This window comes from Xanthomonas hortorum, assembly GCF_024339125.1.
Classification (GTDB): Bacteria; Pseudomonadota; Gammaproteobacteria; order Xanthomonadales; family Xanthomonadaceae; genus Xanthomonas; species Xanthomonas hortorum.
Genome location: NZ_CP101417.1, coordinates 2,471,120 through 2,494,406, shown reverse-complemented (window position 1 = coordinate 2,494,406; position 23,287 = coordinate 2,471,120). Strand labels below are relative to the sequence as shown.

General features: G+C 63.4%; 20 protein-coding genes and 1 pseudogene. 7 read left to right on the top strand and 14 right to left on the bottom strand.

Features of this window, described 5'->3' with window-relative positions; genetic code table 11:
* Positions 1-25 precede the first annotated feature (25 nt).
* The 3 genes from ahcY to NMB96_RS10515 all read left to right on the top strand — a co-directional run bounded on the left by ahcY (position 26) and on the right by NMB96_RS10515 (position 3,174).
* Positions 26-1,468: an adenosylhomocysteinase gene (gene ahcY, locus NMB96_RS10525; RefSeq protein WP_255086842.1), complete on the top strand. Its 1,443-nt coding sequence runs from the start codon at positions 26-28 to the stop codon at positions 1,466-1,468.
* 601 nt (positions 1,469-2,069) lie between these two features.
* Positions 2,070-2,375 carry a PIN domain-containing protein gene (locus NMB96_RS10520; protein ID WP_023903034.1) on the top strand — a complete coding sequence of 102 codons (306 nt, stop codon included), beginning with the start codon at positions 2,070-2,072 and terminating at the stop codon, positions 2,373-2,375.
* A 205-nt stretch (positions 2,376-2,580) separates the two neighbouring features.
* Positions 2,581-3,174 carry a porin family protein gene (locus NMB96_RS10515; RefSeq protein ID WP_255086841.1) on the top strand — a complete coding sequence of 198 codons (594 nt, stop codon included), beginning with the start codon at positions 2,581-2,583 and terminating at the stop codon, positions 3,172-3,174.
* A gap of 211 nt (positions 3,175-3,385) precedes the next feature.
* On the opposite strand, the gene NMB96_RS10510 is transcribed toward NMB96_RS10515, so the two are convergent.
* On the bottom strand, positions 3,386-3,943 hold the full coding sequence (locus NMB96_RS10510; RefSeq protein ID WP_255086840.1) for a DUF3228 family protein: 558 nt from the start codon (positions 3,941-3,943) through the stop codon (positions 3,386-3,388).
* A gap of 58 nt (positions 3,944-4,001) precedes the next feature.
* Positions 4,002-4,547 carry a DUF2058 domain-containing protein gene (locus NMB96_RS10505; RefSeq protein WP_255086839.1) on the bottom strand — a complete coding sequence of 182 codons (546 nt, stop codon included), beginning with the start codon at positions 4,545-4,547 and terminating at the stop codon, positions 4,002-4,004.
* 633 nt (positions 4,548-5,180) lie between these two features.
* Here NMB96_RS10505 and NMB96_RS10500 point away from each other — a divergent pair.
* Positions 5,181-6,851 (top strand): histidine phosphatase family protein, encoded by a 1,671-nt coding sequence (locus NMB96_RS10500; RefSeq protein ID WP_255086838.1) that lies wholly within the window; start codon positions 5,181-5,183, stop codon positions 6,849-6,851.
* 148 nt (positions 6,852-6,999) lie between these two features.
* Here NMB96_RS10500 and NMB96_RS10495 read toward each other — a convergent pair whose 3' ends face one another.
* From NMB96_RS10495 to NMB96_RS10485, 3 genes are all read right to left on the bottom strand, one after another.
* Positions 7,000-7,935 (bottom strand): Gfo/Idh/MocA family protein, encoded by a 936-nt coding sequence (locus NMB96_RS10495; protein WP_043889009.1) that lies wholly within the window; start codon positions 7,933-7,935, stop codon positions 7,000-7,002.
* Positions 7,936-8,422: 487 nt separating this feature from the next.
* Positions 8,423-9,400, bottom strand: a complete 978-nt coding sequence (locus tag NMB96_RS10490) for an NAD(P)H-quinone oxidoreductase (protein ID WP_255086837.1) — start codon at positions 9,398-9,400, stop codon at positions 8,423-8,425.
* A gap of 142 nt (positions 9,401-9,542) precedes the next feature.
* A complete protein-coding gene (locus tag NMB96_RS10485; protein ID WP_023903043.1) occupies positions 9,543-9,779 on the bottom strand; it encodes a hypothetical protein in 237 nt (78 codons plus the stop codon).
* 216 nt (positions 9,780-9,995) lie between these two features.
* Between NMB96_RS10485 and metF the strand changes: the two genes are divergently transcribed.
* Both metF and NMB96_RS10475 read left to right on the top strand, forming a co-directional pair.
* A complete protein-coding gene (gene metF, locus NMB96_RS10480; RefSeq protein WP_023903044.1) occupies positions 9,996-10,823 on the top strand; it encodes a methylenetetrahydrofolate reductase [NAD(P)H] in 828 nt (275 codons plus the stop codon).
* A 201-nt stretch (positions 10,824-11,024) separates the two neighbouring features.
* The gene (locus NMB96_RS10475) at positions 11,025-11,624 is read left to right on the top strand and encodes a hypothetical protein (RefSeq protein WP_183086885.1); all 600 of its coding nucleotides are present in this window, start codon (positions 11,025-11,027) and stop codon (positions 11,622-11,624) included.
* Between the two features lie 102 nt (positions 11,625-11,726).
* Here the strand turns inward: NMB96_RS10475 and NMB96_RS10470 are convergent.
* The 5 genes and pseudogenes from NMB96_RS10470 to NMB96_RS10450 form a co-directional block, all read right to left on the bottom strand.
* Positions 11,727-12,251 (bottom strand): annotated as a pseudogene (locus NMB96_RS10470) (P-loop nucleotide/nucleoside kinase family protein).
* Positions 12,248-13,195, bottom strand: coding sequence for a Nudix family hydrolase (locus tag NMB96_RS10465; RefSeq protein WP_255086836.1), 948 nt, complete (start codon positions 13,193-13,195; stop codon positions 12,248-12,250). The pseudogene NMB96_RS10470 and the gene NMB96_RS10465 overlap by 4 nt, the downstream one beginning before the upstream one ends.
* A gap of 144 nt (positions 13,196-13,339) precedes the next feature.
* Positions 13,340-13,705: a VOC family protein gene (locus NMB96_RS10460; RefSeq protein ID WP_255086835.1), complete on the bottom strand. Its 366-nt coding sequence runs from the start codon at positions 13,703-13,705 to the stop codon at positions 13,340-13,342.
* 308 nt (positions 13,706-14,013) lie between these two features.
* Positions 14,014-16,752 carry a preprotein translocase subunit SecA gene (gene secA / locus NMB96_RS10455; protein WP_255086834.1) on the bottom strand — a complete coding sequence of 913 codons (2,739 nt, stop codon included), beginning with the start codon at positions 16,750-16,752 and terminating at the stop codon, positions 14,014-14,016.
* 155 nt (positions 16,753-16,907) lie between these two features.
* Positions 16,908-17,852, bottom strand: coding sequence for a M23 family metallopeptidase (locus NMB96_RS10450; protein ID WP_255086833.1), 945 nt, complete (start codon positions 17,850-17,852; stop codon positions 16,908-16,910).
* Between NMB96_RS10450 and NMB96_RS10445 the strand changes: the two genes are divergently transcribed.
* Positions 17,853-18,299, top strand: coding sequence for a DciA family protein (locus NMB96_RS10445; RefSeq protein WP_006448957.1), 447 nt, complete (start codon positions 17,853-17,855; stop codon positions 18,297-18,299).
* A gap of 186 nt (positions 18,300-18,485) precedes the next feature.
* Here the strand turns inward: NMB96_RS10445 and lpxC are convergent, their stop codons facing one another.
* From lpxC to NMB96_RS10425, 4 genes are all read right to left on the bottom strand, one after another.
* Entirely contained in the window at positions 18,486-19,397 is a 912-nt protein-coding gene (gene lpxC / locus NMB96_RS10440) for a UDP-3-O-acyl-N-acetylglucosamine deacetylase (protein WP_006448956.1), read from the bottom strand.
* Positions 19,398-19,632: 235 nt separating this feature from the next.
* Entirely contained in the window at positions 19,633-20,871 is a 1,239-nt protein-coding gene (ftsZ, locus tag NMB96_RS10435; RefSeq protein WP_006448955.1) for a cell division protein FtsZ, read from the bottom strand.
* Between the two features lie 292 nt (positions 20,872-21,163).
* Entirely contained in the window at positions 21,164-22,399 is a 1,236-nt protein-coding gene (gene ftsA, locus NMB96_RS10430) for a cell division protein FtsA (protein WP_003485272.1), read from the bottom strand.
* Complete coding sequence (locus tag NMB96_RS10425; protein ID WP_023902730.1) at positions 22,396-23,232, bottom strand: cell division protein FtsQ/DivIB; 837 nt, start codon at positions 23,230-23,232, stop codon at positions 22,396-22,398. The genes ftsA and NMB96_RS10425 overlap by 4 nt, the downstream gene beginning before the upstream one ends.
* Positions 23,233-23,287: the final 55 nt, after the last annotated feature.

Genomic DNA, 23,287 nt, shown 5'->3' with positions numbered 1-23,287 from the left:
TTGGTCTGCTTACCGGAGCTATTGCATGAACGCTGTCACGAAAATCGCCCCACATACTGACTACAAGGTCGCCGACCTCTCCCTGGCCGATTGGGGCCGCAAGGAGCTGGACATCGCTGAGCACGAGATGCCGGGCCTGATGTCGATCCGCCGCAAGCATGCGCAGAGCAAGCCGCTGAAGGACGTACGCATCACCGGCTCGCTGCACATGACCATCCAGACCGCCGTGCTGATCGAAACGCTCAAGGACATCGGTGCCAACGTGCGCTGGGCTTCGTGCAACATCTTCTCCACCCAGGACCATGCCGCCGCCGCGATCGCGGTCACCGGCACCCCCGTGTTCGCCTGGAAGGGCGAGACGCTGGAAGAGTATTGGGACTGCACCCTCGACGCGCTGACCTTCACCCTGCCCGACGGCACCCAGACCGGTCCGGAACTGGTGGTGGACGACGGCGGCGACGTCACCTTGCTGATCCACAAGGGCTATGAGCTCGAAAACGGCAGCACCTGGGTCGACGAGCCGGCGGCTTCGCACGAAGAAGGCGTGATCAAGGCGTTGCTCAAGCGCGTTGCCGTCGAGCGTCCGGGGTACTGGACCCGCGTGGTCAAGGACTGGAAGGGCGTCTCCGAAGAGACCACCACCGGTGTGCACCGCCTGTACCAGATCGCCGAAGCCGGCAAGCTGCTGATCCCGGCCATCAACGTCAACGACTCGGTCACCAAGAGCAAGTTCGACAACCTCTACGGCTGCCGCGAGTCGCTGGCCGACGGCCTCAAGCGCGCGATGGACGTGATGCTGGCCGGCAAGGTCGCCGTGGTCTGCGGTTACGGCGACGTCGGCAAGGGCAGCGCCGCCTCGCTGCGCGCCTATGGCGCCCGCGTCGTCGTCACCGAGATCGACCCGATCTGCGCCCTGCAGGCGTCGATGGAAGGCTTCGAGGTCAACACCATCGAATCCACCCTGGGCCGCGGCGACATCTATGTCACCACCACCGGCAACAAGGACATCATCACCGTCGAGCACCTGCAGGCGATGAAGGACCAGGCCATCGTCTGCAACATCGGCCACTTCGACAACGAGATCCAGGTCGATGCGCTGAACGCACTCAAGGGCGTGGAGAAGATCAACATCAAGCCGCAGGTGGACAAGTACGTGTTCGCCAACGGCAACGCGATCTTCCTGCTGGCCGACGGCCGCCTGGTGAACCTGGGCTGCGCCACCGGCCACCCGAGCTTCGTGATGTCCAACTCGTTCGCCAACCAGACCCTGGCGCAGATCGACCTGTGGGAAAAGCGCGACAGCTACGAGAAGAAGGTCTACATCCTGCCCAAGCACCTGGACGAGGAAGTGGCCCGCCTGCACCTGGAAAAGATCGGCGTCAAGCTGACCACTTTGACCAAGGACCAGGCCGAGTATCTCGGCGTGGATGTGGCTGGCCCGTACAAGCCGGATCATTATCGCTACTGATCACCTGGGCTGATGATTGCCCGGATGTCACAGGTTGAGCAGAACGGGCGCCGAAAGGCGCCCGTTTTCTTTGGGGGACGCTGGATGGCTCTGCGTAGAAGCGGACCCACATGGCGATCAATCTGCCTTCGCACCACGTAGCGACATCGACGTGCATCGCAAGCTGTAACGCCTTGAGCAATACACCATGGAAGAATCCAGCATCTTCCGATAGTTTTTGCCGCTGGCGTGCCAGCTATTCCTGTATGCGATGCTCGCTCAAGGCTTGCAAATTAACCGGCGTGACGGCAAGACTGATCGTCCACTACGCAACACCCATCGTCGGAAGGAAACAACATGGGCGGCTTTAGCATCTGGCACTGAATCATCGTTCTTTTCTTCTTTTGCAGTGTCGCCGCTGTCATCAGTCTGATCGTCTGGGTCGCAAAGCGCGCGTCGCGCAAATCGACTATCGCAACGACAGGTTCGGCAGTTCCAAAGACCGCTCAATCCAGACTGCTGGAGCTGGAAACACTGAGGTCGCAGCAGTTGATCACGGACGCGGAATACCACCAGCGCCGCACCGACATCCTGAGCGAAATCTGAGCAGCAGCTGCAGCGCATGAACTATGTCTCCGCTGTGCTGGATCAACATGTCCATGTCATTTGCGAAGTTGCCATGCGCCAGAAATTACTGACGCGTGGCAATTCGATACAAGACGGCATCAGTCTGAGCTTCAAGAACTCTCAAGAACTTTCCAAAATCCTCAGCCTGCTGCAATCACTGCAAATTTTCTTTGCCGACGCACCTGCGGGTTGGCCGCCCGCGGCCGTCTTCGCGCAGCTCAGAGATCAGGGACTGGTGCAAGGCGCGATCACTACTGTTGCATGGGTCGCCCCCGACGTGCCCGTGCTCGGCGTCGGCTAGCACGCATCTGCGCCGGGGTTGCCGGCAGTTCGCCAGGTGCAATCAACGCAATGGTGCGCTTGAGAATGTCGGCTGCTGCGCACACACGTCTGCGGCTAATAACTTTCCAAACTCCGCTGACTAACGTGGCGCGGTAACACTCGCATCCATTGATGGCATGCGTTGGTTATTCCCTGCCGCACTCGTATTCTCAAGAGAACCGGTCATGAAAAAAAGCATGCTCACGTTGGCACTCTCGGCGCTGGTCCTGACAGCCGCACCCGATGTCTTTGCACAAGGTGCATCCGGCGACGGATCAGGGTGGTTCGTCAACGGCGGCGTCGGCCGCACCTCGCTCAAGAGCGGGACCTACGATGGCAGCGATACCGGCTACAACGTCTCCGCCGGGTATCGCTGGAACGTGCTGTTCCCATGGCTATCGATTGGTCTGGAAGCTGGCTATAACGATCTTGGCAACATCCAGGCGAAAAATCTCTTCAACGGTGACGCGGTCATCGAAGACGAAAGCCAGCTGCGTGGCTGGACAGTCGGGTTGAATCAGCGCTTCGCACTGGGCGACAAGTGGTATGCCAGCATGCGTGGCGGGCTGTATGGCTGGAAGGGCCAGGGCCTGAGCAATGACACCGTGTCGGACCGCGACGACCTGGACAAGCTATCGTGGTATGCAGGCGCCGGCGTAGGCTACAACCTGGGCGAGCACTTCAGCATCGGCGCCAACTACGACCATTACAACGCCAAGAAATTCGAAGTGGACTTGAGCACCGACATGGCGTCGGTGAATGCCGAATATCGGTTCTGACAGTTACCAGAATGTCGAGCTGCGGCGAGTCCGAAAACAGCACACGCAGCTCGGCTCTGCAGTCGTAAGTGCAACCCCATCTCACGCTCAGCGAAAGGATACGCGCGCGGCGGCGAAGCAGCACCGCGCCGCCGACAGGCCTGAGTTCAAGAGCAGCGCCCCTTTGTCTGCCGCGCGAAAATCGCACGATACGACACGAGCGATCTGCCTGCTAAGGCCGCCAATTCGCATTGCATTCCCAGAACGCAACGCTGCGCCGATACGCGTCACGATCAAGCGGTGTGCCGGAGCCGCCTTCTTCCACCCCCAGTGCGTTGCGCAACATCGTGATCGGCGCCATCGGGGTTTCCTCCGGCTCGGTGGTATAGAGGCAACCGACTACACCCCAGTCAGCGTCGATCGGCGAGCCTTCTTTCGCCAGCTGATCGCGGCTATACAAAATCGGCAAGAGATACGTGGCCACTGGCGGTTCGACACCTTCGAACCACCGCACCAGCACCGGCAATTCCTGCGTACTGCGCGCCTCGTAGCCGGAGCGCAGCAAGTGACGATTGTCGCCGGTGATCGGCGCGGTAAGGCAGCGGGTCGAGGTCCAGTTACGGTGCACGTGCAACCGGCAGAACGGCGCATAGCCTTCGATCACGCGCACTGGCGTCTCGTCATTGAGCCGCTGGATGAACTGCTCGGGTGTGCAGTCCTGGATGGCGTTGCCGCGACCACCGCGCGGGAACAGGCGGGTACGGGCGAACGGCGTTAGAACGATCGACATGGCAGTGTTGGAGGCGGCAAAGACCGCCAGGGTAGCGTGCAGCCTTGCACGCGGCCACTCACCAGATCAGATCGTCCGGCACCTTGAACTGGCTGTAATAGTCATCGTCGCTGTCTGTCGGTGCCGGGGCGCTGCCGCGGCCATGGTCCAGCACCACGGTGTCCGCATCGCGGCTGTAAACCTTGTCGGCGGCTGCGCGTGGAATCAGCTCGAAGCCGTCGCCGTGGCGTGCGATCACCAGTGCGCCACTGGCCAGCTGGCTGCGCAGCGTGGGGTTGACCAGCACGCTGCGGATGACGCTGCCGTCGTTGAAACGGTAGTCGATCTCGCCCTCGCGCTTGACCTTGCTGGTCTCCACGATCTGCCGGACCTGGGCCAGCACCTCCTGCCGCCGAAGTTGCACCTTGCGCTCCTCGGCGAGCGCGCGATCGCGTTCGGCGCGCTCGGCCTGCAGACGCACGGTGTCCACCTTGTCGACGTCTGCCGGCGCCACCGCTGCGCCCTTGGCGTGACGCTGCTTGAGCTGCTCGCGTGCGACCTTGTCCACCTGGGCCTTCTTGACCAGGCCAGCCTTGAGCAGTTGTTCTTGCAGTGGATTGCGCATGGGAATTGGTCGGCAGGTGGGTATGGGCATAGTTTAGCGGCCAGCGCGTGGTCCTGGTGCTCGGCGCGCTTACCGGGGGCATCTGCTTCATCCGCCGGCCACGCCTGGACAGCACGCGTCATCCCCATCCCCTGCCAGCGCGCGGGGCACGTCTTTGGCGTCGTTGAGTTGCCAAACAATCCAGGCGAATACGCCACACGCCACTGTTCTCATCGCACGACAAGGTGACTTGTAGCGCACCTGTGAACCTGCCAATACACCGCCTTGTTGAGATCGACACAGTGCCTCTGCGCGCGTCATCGCGCGCGAATGATTTTTTTATCTCCCGAATAATTTTCGCAGCTTTTTTATGTTTCCGGTAACGCTCGCACACGTGATGCGGCAACGCAGAGGGAGCGAAATATCGCAGCACCATCAACGCGCGCTCGCGTTCAACTCGCATTGATTGAAAAAAGAAATCTCGCGCCTGCAACGAAGCCGCTTGTTCGCCGGACCTACGGGGGCAACTCGACGCATGCAGTGTGATCAGCGCATCGCATGCGCCGCAGCTATCCCCCGATGAGGCGAAGCCGCCTTGCTTCAGGCAGCGACGCCTCAGTCTCGATGAACCGTGCAGCAGACCGGAGCAATGCGATGCCTCTCTATTTCGTGCGCCATGGTGAGTCGCTCGCCAACGAACAGAACTATTTTGCCGGTGCGCAGAACTCACCGCTCACGCCGCTCGGCCGCCGCCAGGCACAGCAGGCAGCACGCTACGTGTGCCAGCGCGCATTACGTTTCGACGAAGTGCATGTGTCCACATTGGAGCGTGCACAGGCCACAGCGGCCATCATCTTGGAGGGTGCGCAAGGCAACCCGCAGGTGCGCTCGAGCGCCGCCCTGGTGGAGCGCGATTTCGGCATTTTCGCCGGCAAGAACAAGACCTTGATCAAGAAGTCGATCGGCCACCGTCTCTACGACGCCTGCTTTCACGACGCTGATGGAGCGCCACCCGATGGCGAACACTGGATGGACATGTATGCGCGTTGCAAGCACTACTACGACACCGTGCTGGCACCGCTGGATCGACAAGGCAAGCAGGTCCTGGTGGTGGCGCACAAGTACATCGTCGAAGTGTTCGCGCTGATTGCCTCTGGCCTGCCGCCTGCCGAGTACATCGACTTCCGCCTGCCCAATTCGCGCCCGCTGTCGTGGGACGAACTCAAGCAGATGACCGCGCGCAGCTCCTCGCGCATGAATTATCTGGGCGAGCAGACCGAGATCCACCTATTGCAATGGATGTTGCTCGCGGCAATCAGCGGCTTCGCACTGTCGTGCCTGGGCGTCAGTCTTCCGCATGTCGTCACCACCACCGCCATCGTCGCGCTGCTGGCAGCGAATGCCTTCTTCCTGTCGCTGCGTATCGAACCGGGCGCTCTGCGCCTGACCCAAGGTCCAGAAAATATTGCGCTCAGCATCATCAGCGTGGCACGTGCGCTGTGTGCCATGTTCCTGCTCACACACTTCCAGAACGAATGGATCCATGTGATCGGCTTGCTGCTGATCGTGCCGCCCGCCTTGTCGGTACCGACCTTCTCGCTGGCGCGCGGTGGCGATTACTTTTTTGCGGCACGCTACACGCTGGTGCTGTCGATCCTGCTGCCGGTGCTGTTATTGGTGTTGTATGTGGACCACCGTGAAGTACTGGGCAACGCGCATGCGCTGGAGCGCTTCTTCGTGGTGCTGTTGCTTGCCTTGGCGTTGCCCTCCTTGCTCGCACAGGTCTGGCGGCGTGCGCGCCCGATCGCAGCCGGCAAACTCGCAACCAATTGGGGCTGGGTTGGCTCATTGACGATGGTGCCGATGGCCTTGCTGGTCTCGCTGCGCGCCGACGGAGCGGCGCTGGCCGATGCATTGCTGCATGGCGGCTGGCCGGCATGGGCTGCATTGCTGCTGCCGTTTACGCTATTGATGGCATGCCGTGTGGGCAGCGCGTTGTATCTGCACGCGCACCAGGTGGTGACCGGCAAGCGCATCAGTGCGGCCATCGCCTCGGACATCCATCTGCTGCAGACCTCGCCCAATATCTTTTTGTGGCTGAGCCTGTTGCTGCCCGGCACGTTTGCGCACGCGCCCACGCTGGTGGCCGGTACCTTGCTGGGCTTCTTTGCGTTTGCGCTGCTGGACGAGGCATGGGTGGTCAGGCGCTTCCGCGCGCAGATCGCACCTGCGATGCACAAGCTTGCGAGTCGTTCCACTTCAGCCAATGGCGTGACCACTACCGCCACGGTCGGGCAGGACGAGGCGGTGCTGGACAGTCGCTGAGACATGCCGGCAGCAGAAGTGTCGACCCTGGGCGTTTGCTGCCGATTCGCTGGGATACGCTCGTGGAAACGCGCGGTCTCTGACGCAAAAAAACACCGGCCAATGGCCGGTGTTCTCAATGCTGCAGCACCCTGGAGAGCGCGGCCGACTACCAGGCAAACGGCGCGGTAACCTTGCGTGCAGCCAGCAGAAACGCGTCGGCAACGTGCACGAATGGCGCGACATCCACTTCCGACTCGCCGCTGCGCACCAGCTGCACAAAGCGCCGATACAAGCCGTCGTACTCGCCGGCCGCATCCACTGCCTGCGGCTGCCCATCGATGCTCAGCTTGGCACCGCCCTCGCTGAGCATGAGCAGGCCTGCGGTGGTTTCCACCTCGATATCCCAGCGCTGATGACCGGTTTGCAGGAAGTCGAATTCGGCCGTCACCGGCACACCCGCAGTGTCGACAAAGGCGAGCTTGGCGTATAGCGGTGCCTGGCGGTTTTCCGGCGTATGCAACTCGGCCTCGCGCAGCGCGAAGGGGCGTGGCAACAGATGCGTGACGATGGACAACGCATTGATGCCGGGATCGAACACGCCCATGCCGCCCGGCTCCAGAATCCAGTCCTGCCCCGGATGCCAATGACGAATGTCTTCTTTCCAGGTGATGTGCGCGCGCAGGATCTGCTTGTCGGCCAGCCACGCCCGCGCAGGCTCCACAGCGGCGGCACACCGCGAATGCCAGCTGGTAAACAGGCTACGTTGCGCACGCTGCGCCACTGCACGTAGATCATCGATTTCTGCGAGCGTGGCGGCGGGGGGCTTTTCCAGGAACACATGGCGGCCAGCGCTCAGTGCGGCTTGGGCAAGCGCATGACGCCCGACCGGTGGCGTGCACAACGCCACTGCCTCGATCTGCGGATGCGCAGCAAACGCCTCTTCCAACGTGTGATAGGCCGGCACGCCATCGACCGTGCCGTGCCGGCTGACGGTGGCGACCAGCTGCACATCCTCGCGCGCGGCGATGGTGGGCACATGCTGGTCGCGGGCGATCTTGCCGATACCGACAAGGGCAATGCGCAATGCGTCTGGATGCTTCATCGAAACCTTCGTGCTGATATGGAAGTGACAGCGCCGCTTCGATCGCATGAAGCAAGCGATTGCGCGGGGCCAACGCGGCAATGGCGCAATGCAGCTCCGCAGCCCTGCACGCGAGCACGCAGTGTACGGTCAGGGTGCGGCTCGCCGCGAGACATCGCTCCTGCTTGTTTTGCTATACCTGCGACGCGTGGTGGCCGCGCAAGGACGGCCATTGCTGCGCGCTTTTACGATGCCGTGCTCGGCGCGCTCGGCTATGTGCGGGTGTGGTCCGATCTGGAGCCGGCACGCTCGATCAGGCGGTCGCGTACGGCCGGCCAGGCGGCGAAGACAGCCTGGCGTTGAAGCAGTGGGAAGCCGGCATCTGCTGGATTGATCCATACACCAACCTGCTTGGGTGCGCATTGCAATGCGCTATCCGACCACATCCCGCCGCAACAGGAGTCGCCTGCCTGACACGCGCGCATGCCAGGCAGCTGACCGCAGGTAGTCACATCTCCAGCACCACCTTGCCCAGGTGGCTGCCCTGTTCCAGATAGCGGTGCGCCGCAGCGGCCTCGCTCAGCGGGAAGCGCTTGTCGAGCAGCACGCGCAGCTTGCCCTGCGCGATCCACGGCCAGACCACGCGCTCCACTTCCGCCGCCAGACGCGCCTTTTCGTCGGCGCTGCGCGGGCGCAACGTCGAGCCGGTGAGGACCGCCTGCTTGCGCATCAGCAGCGGAATCGGCACCTCGATGGTCGAACCGGCCTGCGAGGCGATGTAGACGATGCGCCCGCGCGGATTGAGCGCCTCCAGGGTATCGGCGAACACCGCAGCGCCCACCATGTCGAGCGACACATCCACACCGCCGTGCGCCTTGGCTACGGCGACAAAGGATTCGGCAGTGGAGTCGATCGCCAGATCGGCGCCCAGTTCGCGCGCCTGTGCCGCCTTGCCCGCCGAACGCGCGGTAGCCAATACATGCGCGCCGGCGGCCTTGGCCATCTGGATCGCGGTGACGCCGATCCCGGAGGTGGCGCCATGCAGCAACAGCCACTCGCCAGCCGCGAGCCGGCCGTGCTCGAACAGGTTGGCGTAGGCGGTAAAGATGGTTTCCGGTAATGCGGCGGCGTGCACCAGATCCATGCCGGCCGGAATCAGCAGCACATGGCGCGCGTCGACCACTGCGTACTGCGCGTAGCCGCCGCCGCCCAGCAATGCACACACGCGATCGCCCACTTTCCAGCGCCCAGCCGGCTCCACGATTTCACCTGCGATTTCCAGGCCAAGGATCTCCGGCGCGCCGGGCGGCGGCGGATAGTGGCCGGCGCGTTGCAGCAGATCGGGACGATTGATGCCGGCGGCGTGCACGCGGATCAACACGTGCCCCGGCGCGGGACGCGGGCGCGGTTGCTCGCTGACGTACAGCGCATCCGCATCGCCCTTGCCATCGCGGATGGCGATGGCGGTCATCGTGGTGTCGCTCATGCAAGGCGCTCCGTAGAAAGTGCGCCCAGTGTAGGCATGCAGGCGTCAACGTTTGGCGCAGGGTGGGCAGCGATGCTGCGCAGCGCAAGACCCCGTGAATCGCCACGCGCGCCTGCACCGACGCAGACGCGCGTGGCACGCATCACTCCTCGCTGGGAGCGACGCCCTGGTCGATGTACTGGCGAATCGCCTCGAACACCTTCGAGGTGCCGTCATCCTGCCCGGACGGCAGGCGTGCAGCGAAGTCGCTCAGCAACTTGTCGCCATCCACACCGGGTTGCTCGGCCAGGGCGAGCGCCAGGTCGCCGACGCTGCGCGCCAGCGCGACCCAGATGCGGCCCAACGATTCGGCGATGACATCCATTTCCTCTTCTTGCATGTTGCGCTCCGATCAAGTGGCGTGGGGTGCCTTGAAGCTTACCGCCTGCGCTAGGTAGTGAGGCCCTAGCGCAAGCAGCCGCAACCATTCGGATATCACGCCTGCACCCGGATGCCCACATGACGGCGAACGCGAAAATCGGGACGCTCGCAACCAAATATGCATTCATCGCGATGAAGCGATATTATGCCCGCACGCTCTGCCGGACCCGCCGCGATGACGCATCTCAGTTTCGAGTTCTACCCGCCCAAGACCGACGACCAGCGCGCGCAGCTGGACCGCACCGCGGCCAGGTTGAAGGGCTACGCGCCGGAATACGTGTCGTGCACCTTCGGTGCCGGCGGCTCCACGCTCAGCTACACCTCCGAGACGGTGCGTCACCTCAAGCAGAAGCATGGCTTCGAAGCCGCCCCGCATCTGTCCTGCGTCGGCGGCAGCCGCGAGGAAATCCGCGAACTGCTCAAACTCTATCGCGCGATCGGCTGCACCCGCATCGTCGCGCTGCGCGGCGATCTGCCTTCGGGCATGGGCCATCCGGGCGACCTGCGCTATGCCTCCGACCTGATTGCCTTCATCCGCGCCGAACACGGCGATGCGTTCCGCATCGAAGTCGGCGCGTATCCGGAAACCCATCCGCAGGCGACCGATGCGCTGAGCGATCTGCGCTACTTCAAGGCCAAGGTGGATGCCGGCGCGGATGCCGCAATCACCCAGTATTTCTACAACGCCGACGCGTACTTTCATTTCCGCGACACGGTGCAGCGCATGGGCGTGGAGATCCCGATCATCCCCGGCATCATGCCGATCTCCAATTTCTCGCAGCTGCGGCGTTTTTCCGAGCAATGCGGTGCGGAGATTCCGCGCTGGATCGGCAAGAAGATGCAGTCCTACGGCGACGATGCCGATGCGGTGCGCGCCTTCGGTGCGGAAGTGGTGGCCACGGTGTGCGAACGCCTGATTGCCGGCGGCGCGCCGGCCCTGCACTTCTATACGCTCAACCTGGCCAAGCCGACCACGCAGGTGTTGCAACTGCTCGGGCGCTGAGTGCGGGCTTTGCGCGCGCGTGCGCTGCTGGCGCGCGTTTGGCCGGCCTTGCATCACAACCACAGCACGTCGCACACCGACGCGCAGGCCCTGATGCGCACGCGTGCTGCCGAGGTTGAACGCGTGACCGGCCGGTATCGCACGCACACCTGCGCGCGCACGTATCTCGCCAGCTCACACGCCCCCCGCTACGCTGCGCCGATGCCTCGCGTCCTGCTGCCTTTGTTGCTGTTGTTCTGCCTTGGCTCCGCCACGCGTGTGCAGGCGCAGGAGATCCGCCGCTGCGTCACGCCGGATGGGCAGACCATGTTCACCGACCGCCGCTGCGAAGACGTCGGCGCCGCTTCGCGTCCGCCACCGGCCACGCGCACGCAAGGCAACACCGGCCTGTATCGCTACGGCTGCCCGCGTCGGCTGAGCGAACTGGTGTCATTGCTGCAACTGGCGGTGGACAGCCGTGACGTCAACCGGCTCTCCAGCCTGTACCTGTGGAGCGGCCAGTCGGATGCCGCTGCCAACCAGGTATTGAGCCGTCTGGAAGCGATCGTGCAACGCCCGTTGCTGGATATCGTCCCGATGTACCCGCAAAGCGAGACACCAACCTGGGAAGCCGAAGCCGGCAGCACAGCCACAGCCGCTCCCTCGTTGGACGGCAGCGCCATCGACGCCCCGCTTCCCGCAACTCCAAGCCGCCCACGACCGTGGGGCCTCCGCCTGGAACAGAACCTCCCCAGCGGCACGCCCGCACGCAGCGTGCTGCGCCTGCGCCGGCAGTACAACTGCTTCTGGGTGACGTTTTAAAGCCGCTCACAAAACACGCGTGGGCTGCCATGACCGTATCTGCTTCGAACAACCCTCTCGAATGAAATTACCCGCACGCAGGTACACAGCTCGCCAAACGTTTTAAGACCAAACAGCAAACCGACGCATGATCTCTGCAACCGCTTGCTCTGGACTCAGTACCGCGCTGTCGATCACCCAATGCGGCGCGGTCCAGGCCACCTAGTCATGCGCGAGTACGGAAGACCAGTCCGGCGCGCGCAGTCCGGGGATTTCGCTATGCCGCGATTCCACGCGCTGCCGATGAACGTCGCGATCGCTGCACACCACTTCGATTTCCAGCAGCCGGCTTTGTGTGCGACGCGCCACGTCACGCCATGCCTCGCGGGTGACCGGCAAGGGATTGACGCTATCGGCAACCACCACCTGGCGTTGGCGCAGATTCGCCTCTGCAATGGCGTAGGCAATCAGATAGCCGGCCGGCCCGACGTCGTCAGCGAGTGCACCGCTGTCGCGCAGCGCTTGCTCGATGGTGTCGATGCGTAGATACATCGCATTGCAGTGCGAGAGCAGCAGCTGTGCAATGGAACTCTTGCCGACGCCCGGCAATCCGCCGAATACCACCAGGGTCGCCGACGGTGTAATCACTGCGGCCAGAGCGAGCGAATTGCCGCAATGCCTTGCGCGCCATGCGAGCGTGCTTCGCGCAGGTCGTCGATCTGCATGCCGCCGAGTGCGTAGATCGGTAGCGAGACCTGCTCGCGCAGGGTTTCGAAACCGTCCCATCCCAACGGTGTCGCACCCGGATGCGAGGTCGTCGCCTGCACCGGACCCAGTACCGCAAAATCGCAGCCCAGGCGCTGTGCATGATGCAGATCTTCCAGTCCGTGGCACGAGGCGGCAACCAGCTGTTCGGCCGGCAGCGGGCGCTGTTGCAGTGCGGCTAATTGCTCCGATCCCAGATGCACACCGATGCCGAGTTCGCCGGCCAACGCGATGTCGCGATTGAGCAGCAGCTGCGCGCGCGCACGACCACGCACGCGCATCACCTGTTGCAGCAATGCCTGCCAGCGCGCGGGCTCGGCCTGCCGCGCGCGCAACTGGATGCGCGTAACGCCCTCTTGCAGCGCACGCTCCAGACCTTCCAGCCACAGCATGTCGTCGTCCGGTTCGGGCGTGATCAGATAGCGGTCGGGCTGGCGCAACGCACCGACCACCGGCACGTCGGCGGGCGGCATCGAATAGCGGGTCAGCTTGTCCGCGGCCACCCAGGTCATCGCCTGGCCTTCGCGCCCGCGCGGGCTGCCTTTCCATGCGGTGATGTGGCGCACTTCCAGGCGTAGCCGCTTGTCCGGGTACAACTGCGGTACATCCATCAGCCACTCGCCCACCTGCGCCTCGATACCGAGCTCTTCATTGAGTTCGCGCACCAGCGCCTGTTCGGAGGTTTCGCCAGGTTCGCGCTTGCCACCGGGAAACTCCCACAGGCCAGGCATGTCACGGGTTTCGGTACGGCGGGTCAGCAGGATGCGGCCGCGGGGGTCGGTGATCACGCCGGCAACGACGTGGATGGATCTTAGAGAATCGGGCATGGGCACAAGAGTGCCGCGAGTGAGCCGTTCAGTGCAATCGCTTGAGGGCGGGGATTCAGGATTAGGGATTCGGGATTGGTCAAAGCGCAGCATATGTGCTTCTGCCAATCCCCAATCCCCAATCCCCAATCTCCAATACCGGCCCTACAGCGGATGCCCGATGCGCCAGAGCACTCCGCTGGGATCGTGCAAGGTGAAATCGCGTGCGCCCCATGGTCGATCTTCCGGCGCACTGCAGGTCACCCCGAACTGCTCGCCCAGCCCGGTGTCGTGCACGTGCTGCCACCAGCCATCGGCGTCGTCCACCCATAGGTGCAGCATCAGATTCTCGGCCAGCTCGCGCAGATAGAAATCCTGCAACAAAAACGCGCAGTGCGTGCCATGCCGGAAGCAGGTCACGTTGCCCACCTCGTCTTCCTGCACAAAGCCCAGTGCGCGATAGAACCGCTGCGACACCGCGTAGTCGCGCGCAGGCACGAACACCTTCAGTTGCTGGCTGGACAGCGACATGACCGCACTCCACGCAGGATGTGGATCGAGCATACGCCCCGCAGTGGCGCAGACGGAGAAGCCTGTGTGCAGCGGGGCAGTTGGCGCAGCGAGAGATTGGACGAGCGTGTGGCGGACCTGCCGTTCCGAGGCCCACCGAGAGAGCACACCACAAGAACCTGAGAGTCCCATCCGTAAGCAGAGCCCCCTTGGTAAGGGGGGGGCGCGCCAAAGGCGCGGGGATCGGAGGAATACCGTGCACCCAGCGTCCGCTACGCGGACACTGGGTGTGCAGCCCGCAAAGCGGGCTGCACCACGGTCAACTCAGCTCAGCTGAGTTGACCGTGGCAGTGCTTGTACTTCTTGCCGCTACCGCACGGACACGGATCGTTACGGCCCACCTTGGGCTCGTCGCGGGTCACCTGCGACACCGGCACCGGTGCGTTGCCGGCCTGCATCTGTTCCACTTCCTCGTCGGCACCGTAACCGCCCACGTCCTGATGCTGGAACTGCGAAGCCATCAAGCGCGCTTGCGCCTGCAGACGCTCCTGCTCTTCCAGCTCGGCCACTTCTTCTTCGCTGCGAATGCGCACGCGCGCCAGCAGGTTGATCACTTCGCGCTTGACGTTCTCCAGCATCTCGGAGAACAGCTCGAAGGCTTCCTTCTTGTATTCCTGCTTGGGCTGCTTCTGCGCGTAACCGCGCAGATAGATGCCCTGGCGCAGGTAATCCATCTTGGCCAGATGTTCCTTCCAGCCCTGGTCGAGCACGGTCAGCATCACGTGCTTCTCCAACGCGCGCATGGTGTCGTTGCCCACCGCCGCTTCCTTCTCGGCAAAGTGCGCATCCACCGCTGCCTGCACCTTGGCCGCAATCTGCTCGGCGTCCAGCTCTTCCTGGGTACGCGCCATCTCGCTCAGCGCCAGAGGCATGCCCAGTTCCGATTCCAGCGTGGCTTCCAGACCCTTGAGGTCCCACTGCTCGTCGACCGAGTTGGGCGGCACGAAGCGCGCGACCAGATCGTAGATCACATCGCCACGGATGCCGTCGACGTTGTCCTTGACCGATTCGGCATCCAGCAATTCGTCGCGCTGGGCGTAGATCACCTTGCGCTGATCGTTGTTGACGTCGTCGAAGTCCAGCAGGTTCTTGCGGATGTCGAAGTTGTGCGCTTCCACCTTGCGCTGCGCCTTTTCGATCTGCCGGCTGACCAGGCGATCTTCGATGACGTCGTCTTCCTTCATGCCCATCATGCGCATCGCCTTCTGGACCCAGTCCGAGGCGAAGATGCGCATCAGGTTGTCTTCCAGCGACAGATAGAAGCGCGAGGAACCCGGGTCGCCCTGACGACCGGCACGGCCGCGCAGCTGGTTGTCGATACGGCGCGACTCGTGCCGCTCGGTACCGATGATGTGCAGGCCGCCGGCCGCCTTGACCGCGTCATGCCGGCGCTGCCATTCGGTCTTGGCCTGCAGACGCTGTTCGTCGCTGATGTCCTCGCCCATGCCGTGCAGCTCGGTTTCCAGCGAACCGCCCAGCACGATGTCGGTACCGCGACCGGCCATGTTGGTGGCGATGGTCACCGCACCCGGCTGGCCGGCGTTGGCCACGATGGTGGCTTCGCGCTCGTGCTGCTTGGCGTTGAGCACTTCGTGCTTCACACCTGCATTGCGCAGATGCTCGGACAGCATCTCCGAGGTTTCGATCGAGGTGGTACCCACAAGCACCGGCTGACCGCGCTTGGCGCAGTCTTCGATATCGGCCAGCACCGCATTGAACTTGCCCTTGCGGTTGAGGAAGACCTGGTCCGGATGGTCCTTGCGCACAGTCGGGCGGTTGGTCGGGATCACCACCACTTCCAGGCCGTAGATGCTCTGGAATTCGTAGGCTTCGGTGTCGGCCGTACCGGTCATGCCGGACAGCTTCTTGTACATGCGGAACAGGTTCTGGAAGGTGATGCTGGCCAGCGTCTGGTTCTCGCGCTGTACCGGCACGCCTTCCTTCGCTTCGACCGCCTGATGCAGGCCATCGGACCAGCGACGCCCGGACAGCGTACGGCCGGTGAATTCGTCGACGATCACCACTTCGCCATCGCGCACGATGTAATCCACATCGCGCTGGTAGATCGCATGCGCACGCAGTGCGGCGTTGAGGTGATGCACCACGCTCAGGTTCTGCGCGGCGTACAGGCCATCTTCGGCATTTTCGAGAATGCCGGCCTGCATCAGCAGTTCTTCGGCGTGGCCCATGCCCGCCTCGGACAGATGCACCTGCTTGCCCTTCTCGTCAATCCAGTAATCGCCCTCGCCCTCTTCGCTTTCCTGCTTGGTCAGCTGCGGCACGATGCGGTTGACGCGGATGTACAGCTCCGGCGATTCGTCGGCCGGGCCGGAAATGATCAGCGGGGTGCGCGCTTCGTCGATCAGGATCGAGTCGACTTCGTCGACGATCGCGTAGTGCAGATTGCGCTGGTAACGATCGGCGCGCGACAGCGCCATGTTGTCGCGCAGGTAATCGAAACCGAATTCGTTGTTGGTGCCGTAGGTGATGTCGCTGCCGTAGGCCTCGCGCTTGTCGCTGTGCGGCATGCCCGGATACACCACGCCCACGCTCAGGCCCAGCCAGTTGTACAACTTGCCCATCTGCGCGGCATCGCGGCGCGCCAGGTAGTCGTTGACCGTGACCACGTGCACGCCCTCGCCCTGCAGCGCATTGAGGTACACCGGCAGCGTGGCGACCAGGGTCTTGCCTTCGCCGGTGCGCATCTCGGCGATCTTGCCCAGGTGCAACACCATGCCGCCGATCAGCTGCACATCGTAATGACGCATGCCGAGCACGCGGCGGCTGGCCTCTCGGCAGACCGCAAAGGCTTCGGGAAGAATCTTGTCCAGGGACTCGCTGGCGGCAAGTCGCTGCTTGAACTCCGGAGTCTTGGCTTGCAGCTCGGCGTCGGAGAGCTTCTCGATCGTCGGCTCCAGGGCATTGATCTGGGTGACGAGGCGGGTGAGCTGGCGCAGCTGGCGTTCGTTACGACTGCCAAAGACACGGGTAAGCAGACTGTTGATCATTGAAGAAACCGGTTGAAAAGGAACGGTTTGACCGACGCCGGTCCCCAAGACCCGGCCGCCGTAAACGAAACAGGGCGCACTGCGCCCTGTCGATGGCAACACCCTATTGTAGCTTGGGGCGGGCCTTCACGAATCAAGCGCTGAGCGGGCCTTCGTCAACCGCGCCCGCGGCGTCCCACCGGCGTGTTGGTGTCGCCCAGGAACTTGCGCGGATTGACCACCCGCCCGTCCGCCCACACCTCGAAATGCACGTGTGCGCCGGTAGAACGGCCGCTGGAACCGGCCCTGGCCACCTGTTGGCCGGCGCGCACCAGATCGCCCACCTTCACCACCAGCCGCGAGTTATGCGCGTAGCGGGTCACGTAGCCATTGCCGTGGTCCACTTCGACCACGTTGCCATAGCCGCCGCGCACGCCGGCGTAGCTGACCACGCCATCGGCGACCGACATCACCGGGTCGCCCACGTTGGCATGGAAATCCACACCCTTGTGGAAGGCCGAACCGCCGTCGAACGGATCGGCGCGGCCGCCAAAGCCTGAGGTGATGTAGGTATTGCGGATCGGCATCCGCGAGGGCACCGAGTTCTGCTCGAGCTGATGATCGAACATCAGCGAGGCAAGCACGTTCAATTGCTGGCCGGAGGCGGAGAACTGCTGTTCCACTTGGCCTAGCGTCTCCTTGAGCGATTCGACCGGCATGTCGCTGACCGGCTCATCGCCGCCACCGACGCCGACCGGCGCGTCGAAGTCGAACTCGCCGTCCTTCAACTTGCCCATTTCGGTCAGCCGCTCGCCCAAGGCATTGAGGCGGGTGGCCTGCGCCTGCAGCTCACCCATGCGCGCGGCCAGTGCATTGACCTGCGCCTGCGAAGCGCGCTGCGCCTGGGCCAGCTCGGCCTGCTGCTGCGCGACCTTGGCCTGCAGCGCGGAATTGGTCACCATGCCGGTGGCGGTGCTGGCACCGACGCCGATCAACATCCCCAGGCCCAACACCGCGCCGAGGACTACCATCGGTCGATCTGCGGCGAAGCCCTGGAACTGTCGGACCACACGCTGGGTCCGGGTTTGCCGAGATTTGATTACAACTTTCTTCAACGCCATATGAGTGTCATGTCCAAGCCCAAGTCCAACGCACGCAACCCTTCCGCTCCACAACCGGCCATCGAGGCCGCGTTGGGTGAAAAGGCTGGCGACCCCTTGCGTCGCGCCTTGTGGCTCGATGCGCTGGACCGGCAGTTGCGCCCCCTGTTACCGCCTCATCTGGCCACCCGTTGCCGGTTGGCCAATGTCCGAGGCGAACAGCTCGTTTTTCTGGTTGATTCACCTGTCTGGCATGCCAAGTTGCGGCTTGCCGAGACCCAATTGTTGGATGCCGCCCGATCCATCGGACTGAAGGCCACCGCAGTGACCATCAAGACCATCACGACCCCGCTGCATTCCCCAATGCCGCAGAACCGTGAACGTCCACGCCCTGTCTCCGAGGCGACGCACAAAGGACTGCGCGACGCCTTGGCCTCCTTGCAGGACGTTCCACCGACCAAGCGGTGATATCCGTGCCGCCTGTACGAAACGGCCGCCTGTGCGTGAAAGAATTGCGAAGACCGCACACGACCCGACGCATCCTAGCGGGCATAGGCCACGCAGGAGTTAGAGAAGTCTTAAATAAACGTTAAGAACGAGCCGGAAATCCGACAGAGTTCACACTTCGAACGCCAACTGCGGCATTCCCTGACATCAGGCGTAGACGGGGCTGGCGTAGGTGACCGGCGGCTGCACGCTGCCTTCGGGAAAGCTGACCCATTCCCAGGCCGCTTGATCGGCCAGCAACGCACGCACCAGCTTGTTGTTGAGCGCGTGGCCGGATTTGAAGCCTTCGTAGGCGCCCAGGATGGCGCCGCCGGCCAGATACAGATCGCCGATGGCGTCCAGGATCTTGTGCCGCACGAATTCGTTGGTGTAACGCAGGCCGTCCTCGTTGAGCACGCGGAACTCGTCCAGCACGATGGCGTTGTCCATCGAACCGCCCAGGCCCAGATTGCGCTCGCGCATGTACTCAAGGTCGCGCATGAAGCCGAAGGTGCGGGCGCGCGAGATTTCCTTGACGTAAGCCGAGGTGGAGAACTCGATTTCCTGGCGCGACTGCTTGGCCGGGATCATCGGGTGATTGAATTCGATGGTGAAACCGAGCTTGTAGCCCTCGTACGGCTCGAAGCGCGCGACCTTGTCGCCTTCGCGTACTTCCACCGTGTGCTTGATGCGGATGAAGCGCTTTGCCTTGTTCTGCTCGACGATGCCTGCCGACTGCAGCAGGAACACGAACGGGCCGGACGAGCCGTCCATGATCGGCAACTCGGCCGAGGACAGTTCGACGATGACGTTGTCCACACCCAGGCCGGCCAGTGCCGACATCAGATGCTCCACGGTCTGGATCTTGGCGCCATTGCAGGTCAAACCGGTGCACAGCGTGGTCTCGGTGACCAGCTCGGCATCGGCGGGGACTTCGACGACAGGTTCCAGGTCCACACGCCGGAACACCACGCCATGATCGACAGGAGCCGGTCGTAGCGTCATATACACCTTGTCGCCGCTATGCAGGCCGACGCCGGTGGCACGAATGGTGTTTTTGAGAGTGCGTTGCTGGGTCATATGCGAAGTCTGGATGAACAATGCAGACAGGCGCTGAACCGGCTGTCCAATCGTTGAGATTATCCGAATTTTAACAAGTCACGCGTGACGGCAACTGTAATCGACCGGTCACGCCACTGCAAAAGCTGCCGGATCAACGCGTCGATCCGGCAGAAAGAGGACATGGCATTGCAACCCCGAAGCGAACCTCGGGGCATTGCGGGCGGCGCCACCAAGGTGGCATCGCAGTGAAGCGTCAGTCTGCCTGGCGGCGCAGGAACGCCGGGATATCCAGGTAGTCGTTGGGCAGGTCTGCCGCCGGCGCAGAGGAACCGCCGCCGTTGTTGCTGCTGCTGCCGACCGAGTCGCTGCTGGGACGACGCAGGCCAAGGCCCATGCTGCCGCCAACGGCCTTGGACACCGCATCGCCACCGCTGGTCTCGAAATCGCCGAATTCCGGCTGACCGGTGGTGGCGTTGCGCACCAACTTGATCGGCGCGCGCTGGTCCGGACGCTGGGTCTGGCGTGCAACCGCACGGTTCAGACCAGTGGCGACCACGGTGACGCGCACTTCGTCCTGCATGTCCGGGTCGAGCACCGTACCGACGACCACGGTGGCATCTTCCGACGCGAACGCTTCGATGGTGCGGCCGATCTCGTCGAACTCGGCCATGGTGAAGTCCGGGCCGGCGGTGATGTTGACCAGGATGCCGTTGGCGCCGGCCAGGTTCACATCGTCCAGCAGCGGGTTCTGGATGGCGGCTTCGGCAGCGGCCTGCGCGCGATCGTCGCCGCGTGCCGAACCGGTACCCATCATGGCCAGGCCCATTTCCGACATCACGGTGCGTACGTCGGCAAAGTCGACGTTGATCAGGCCCGGACGCACGATCAGATCGGCGATGCCCTGCACGGCGCCCTGCAGCACGTCGTTGGCAGCGCGGAACGCCTGAATCATGGTGGCGTTGCGGCCGAGCACGGTGATCAGCTTTTCGTTGGGAATGGTGATCAGCGAATCGCAATGCTGGCTCAGTTCCTCGATGCCCTTCAGCGCAACCTGCATGCGGCGGCGGCCTTCGAACGGGAACGGCTTGGTGACCACGGCCACGGTCAGGATGCCCATTTCCTTGGCCAGCTGCGCAACCACCGGCGCTGCACCGGTGCCGGTGCCACCGCCCATGCCGGCGGTGATGAACACCATGTCCGCACCCTGCAGCGCGTCCATGATGCGCTCGCGATCTTCCAGCGCAGCCTGACGGCCGACTTCCGGATTGGCGCCCGCGCCCAGGCCCTTCGTCACGTTGGTGCCGAGCTGCAGCTGCAACTTGGCGCCGCAGTTCTTGATCGCCTGCGAGTCGGTGTTGGCGGTGATGAATTCCACGCCATCGACGTTGGTGTTGACCATGTGTGCAACCGCGTTACCGCCGCCGCCGCCCACGCCAACGACCTTGATTACCGCGTTGGGAGCCATCTTTTCGATCAGTTCAAAATGTGCCATGTCAGTGTCCTCTTGAGCCGGGATTGGGGAGTGGGGATTGGGGATTCGCAAAAGCGTTGGTCCCTGTCCACTCCGCACCACGGCGAGTGTTGTTGTTTGAAAGTCGGGATTCGTGTGCGGGACCGTAGATGCGCTGTTGCGCTCTACGACTCACCTCACCTACTCCTCGACGCAATGCCTGCAAAAAATTTTACCGCCTACCCGCTCGCCGCTCTCTACTTAATCTTTGCTGCCACTCTGCTTTTCTTTCGCTCTTACCAATCCCAAATCCCGAATTCCCAATCCCGGCCCCTCAGAATTCGCCGCGATACCAGTTCTTCAATTTCTTGAACAAACTCCCGGCACGTCCGGTCGGGATCGACGGGCGGCGCGGGTGTTCGATCTGGCTGCCCATCAGCAACAGGCCCACGCCGGAGGCGTGCACCGGGTTGCCGACGACTTCGCCCAGGCCGGTGACGTGCTGGGGAATGCCCACGCGCACCGGCATCTGCAGCATTTCTTCGGCCAGTTCGACCACGCCTTCCATCTTCGACGCGCCTCCGGTGAGCACCATGCCGGCGCGCACCATTTCCTCGAAACCGGAGCGGCGCAATTCGGCCTGCACCATTTCGAAAATTTCTTCGTAACGGCCCTGCACTGCCTGCGCGAGCGCATGCCGTGGCATGCGGCGCGGCGGGCGATCGCCGACCGAGGGCACCTGGATGCTTTCTTCGGCGGTGGCCAGCTGCGCCAGCGCACAGGCGTAGCGGACCTTGATCTGCTCGGCTTCCGGGGTCGGCGTGCGCAGCATGTGCGCGATGTCGTTGGTGACGTGGTCACCGGCGATCGGCAGCGAGGCGGTGTGGCAGATCGCGCCCTGCACGTAGACGGCGAGGTCCGTGGTGCCGGCGCCGATATCCACCAGCACCACGCCCAGTTCGCGCTCGTCGGCGGTCAACACCGCCACCGACGATGCGAGCGAGGACAGCACAAGATCGTCGACCTGCAAGCCGCACTTCTGCACGCACTTGGTGATGTTGGCCGCGGCCGACTGCGCGCACACCACCAGATGCGCATGCACCTCCAGGCGCACGCCGGTCATGCCGACCGGATTGCGGATGCCTTCCTGCGAATCGTCCAGCACGTATTCGCGCGGGATCGCATGCAAGATGCGCTGGTCGGCAGGAATGGCCACGGCCTTGGCCGCATCCAGCACGCGCTCCAGATCGCTCCAGGTCACTTCGCCGTCGCGGATCGGCACGATGCCGGGCGAGTTCTTGCACTGCACATGGTTGCCGGAGATCGAGGCGTACACCGAGCGGATTTCGCAGCCGGCCATCAGCTCGGCTTCTTCCACTGCGCGCTGGATCGACTGCACGGTGGATTCGATATCCACTACCACGCCGCGCTTGAGACCGCGCGATTCATGCGAACCGATGCCGATCACTTCGATCGGATTGCCGGGCGAGTACTCGCCGACCAGCGCGACGACCTTGGAGGTGCCGATGTCCAGTCCAACGATGAGGGATTTGTCGCCTTTGCGGTTCATGTCTTAAAGCCGGGATTCGAGATTCGGGATTCGGGATTGGAGAAGAGCGGTCTACGGTTACGGGGCAATTCCAGAACAACCGTGTGGTGTGCGGCGGGTGTGGCCGGCGGCAGCTTTTTCTTGGTTTCCGGCGCGCCCTCTTCCATTTTTCGTTCGACCGTAAAGCCATTGGTGTAGCGCAGGTCGGCGCGGGCGATCGGGCGTTGCGGGTCGGCCAGCTGCGGCAATACGCGGGCGAAGCGCTGCAGGCGTGCGCGCGCATCGTCGCGGCCGATCACGATCTGCACGCCGTTGCTTAGTCCCAGCGACCAGCTGCCGCGTGCGTCCATTTCCAGGCGCTCCACATCCAGCCCGGTCGGCGCGAACAGCGCGCGCGATTCGTTGTAGAGCGCCACCACGTCCTGCGTCTTGCTGTCCGGGCCACCGAGTTGCGGCAGCTTGAAATCCTTCAACAACGGCGGGGTGCGGAACAACCGGCCCTGCTCGGACAACATGCGGTCGGTGCCCCAGCGCGCGAACGGCTTGTGCTCGGTGACATGCACTTCCAGCACGTCCGGCCAGCGCTTGCGCACCTGCGCACTTTCCACCCACGGCAAGCGCGCGATGGCGTCCTGCGCGTTCTGCAATTTCACCGCGAAAAAACCCGAGCGCGCATACGGCAGCACCACCGCACGCAGCTCTTCGGCCGGCACCCGCTTGAAGTCGCCGGACACCCGCAACCGCGCCAACGGCCAACGCTCGGCGCCGACCCAGCCATTGAGCACAGCCACCACAGGCAACGCGACCAGCGTCACCGCGATCAACCAGGCCAGGATGCGCAGGGTGGCGTTCATGGGCGCGCTCCGCGCGCGGAATTGGTGATTCGGGATTGGGGATTCGCAACGGCAA

Bases quoted from the DNA above. Each gene is read 5' to 3' on its own strand.
- ahcY (WP_255086842.1), top strand. From the start codon at position 26: ATGAACGCTGTCACGAAAATCGCCCCACATACTGACTACAAGGTCGCC.
- NMB96_RS10425 (WP_023902730.1), bottom strand. From the start codon at position 23,232: ATGAACGCCACCCTGCGCATCCTGGCCTGGTTGATCGCGGTGACGCTG.
- metF (WP_023903044.1), top strand. From the start codon at position 9,996: ATGACGCATCTCAGTTTCGAGTTCTACCCGCCCAAGACCGACGACCAG.
- NMB96_RS10465 (WP_255086836.1), bottom strand. From the start codon at position 13,195: ATGCCCGATTCTCTAAGATCCATCCACGTCGTTGCCGGCGTGATCACC.
- NMB96_RS10485 (WP_023903043.1), bottom strand. From the start codon at position 9,779: ATGCAAGAAGAGGAAATGGATGTCATCGCCGAATCGTTGGGCCGCATC.
- NMB96_RS10500 (WP_255086838.1), top strand. From the start codon at position 5,181: ATGCCTCTCTATTTCGTGCGCCATGGTGAGTCGCTCGCCAACGAACAG.
- secA (WP_255086834.1), bottom strand. From the start codon at position 16,752: ATGATCAACAGTCTGCTTACCCGTGTCTTTGGCAGTCGTAACGAACGC.
- NMB96_RS10445 (WP_006448957.1), top strand. From the start codon at position 17,853: ATGAGTGTCATGTCCAAGCCCAAGTCCAACGCACGCAACCCTTCCGCT.
- ftsA (WP_003485272.1), bottom strand. From the start codon at position 22,399: ATGAACCGCAAAGGCGACAAATCCCTCATCGTTGGACTGGACATCGGC.
- NMB96_RS10490 (WP_255086837.1), bottom strand. From the start codon at position 9,400: ATGAGCGACACCACGATGACCGCCATCGCCATCCGCGATGGCAAGGGC.
- NMB96_RS10510 (WP_255086840.1), bottom strand. From the start codon at position 3,943: ATGTCGATCGTTCTAACGCCGTTCGCCCGTACCCGCCTGTTCCCGCGC.
- NMB96_RS10450 (WP_255086833.1), bottom strand. From the start codon at position 17,852: ATGGCGTTGAAGAAAGTTGTAATCAAATCTCGGCAAACCCGGACCCAG.
- NMB96_RS10520 (WP_023903034.1), top strand. From the start codon at position 2,070: ATGAACTATGTCTCCGCTGTGCTGGATCAACATGTCCATGTCATTTGC.
- NMB96_RS10505 (WP_255086839.1), bottom strand. From the start codon at position 4,547: ATGCGCAATCCACTGCAAGAACAACTGCTCAAGGCTGGCCTGGTCAAG.
- NMB96_RS10495 (WP_043889009.1), bottom strand. From the start codon at position 7,935: ATGAAGCATCCAGACGCATTGCGCATTGCCCTTGTCGGTATCGGCAAG.
- ftsZ (WP_006448955.1), bottom strand. From the start codon at position 20,871: ATGGCACATTTTGAACTGATCGAAAAGATGGCTCCCAACGCGGTAATC.
- NMB96_RS10475 (WP_183086885.1), top strand. From the start codon at position 11,025: ATGCCTCGCGTCCTGCTGCCTTTGTTGCTGTTGTTCTGCCTTGGCTCC.
- lpxC (WP_006448956.1), bottom strand. From the start codon at position 19,397: ATGACCCAGCAACGCACTCTCAAAAACACCATTCGTGCCACCGGCGTC.
- NMB96_RS10460 (WP_255086835.1), bottom strand. From the start codon at position 13,705: ATGTCGCTGTCCAGCCAGCAACTGAAGGTGTTCGTGCCTGCGCGCGAC.
- NMB96_RS10515 (WP_255086841.1), top strand. From the start codon at position 2,581: ATGAAAAAAAGCATGCTCACGTTGGCACTCTCGGCGCTGGTCCTGACA.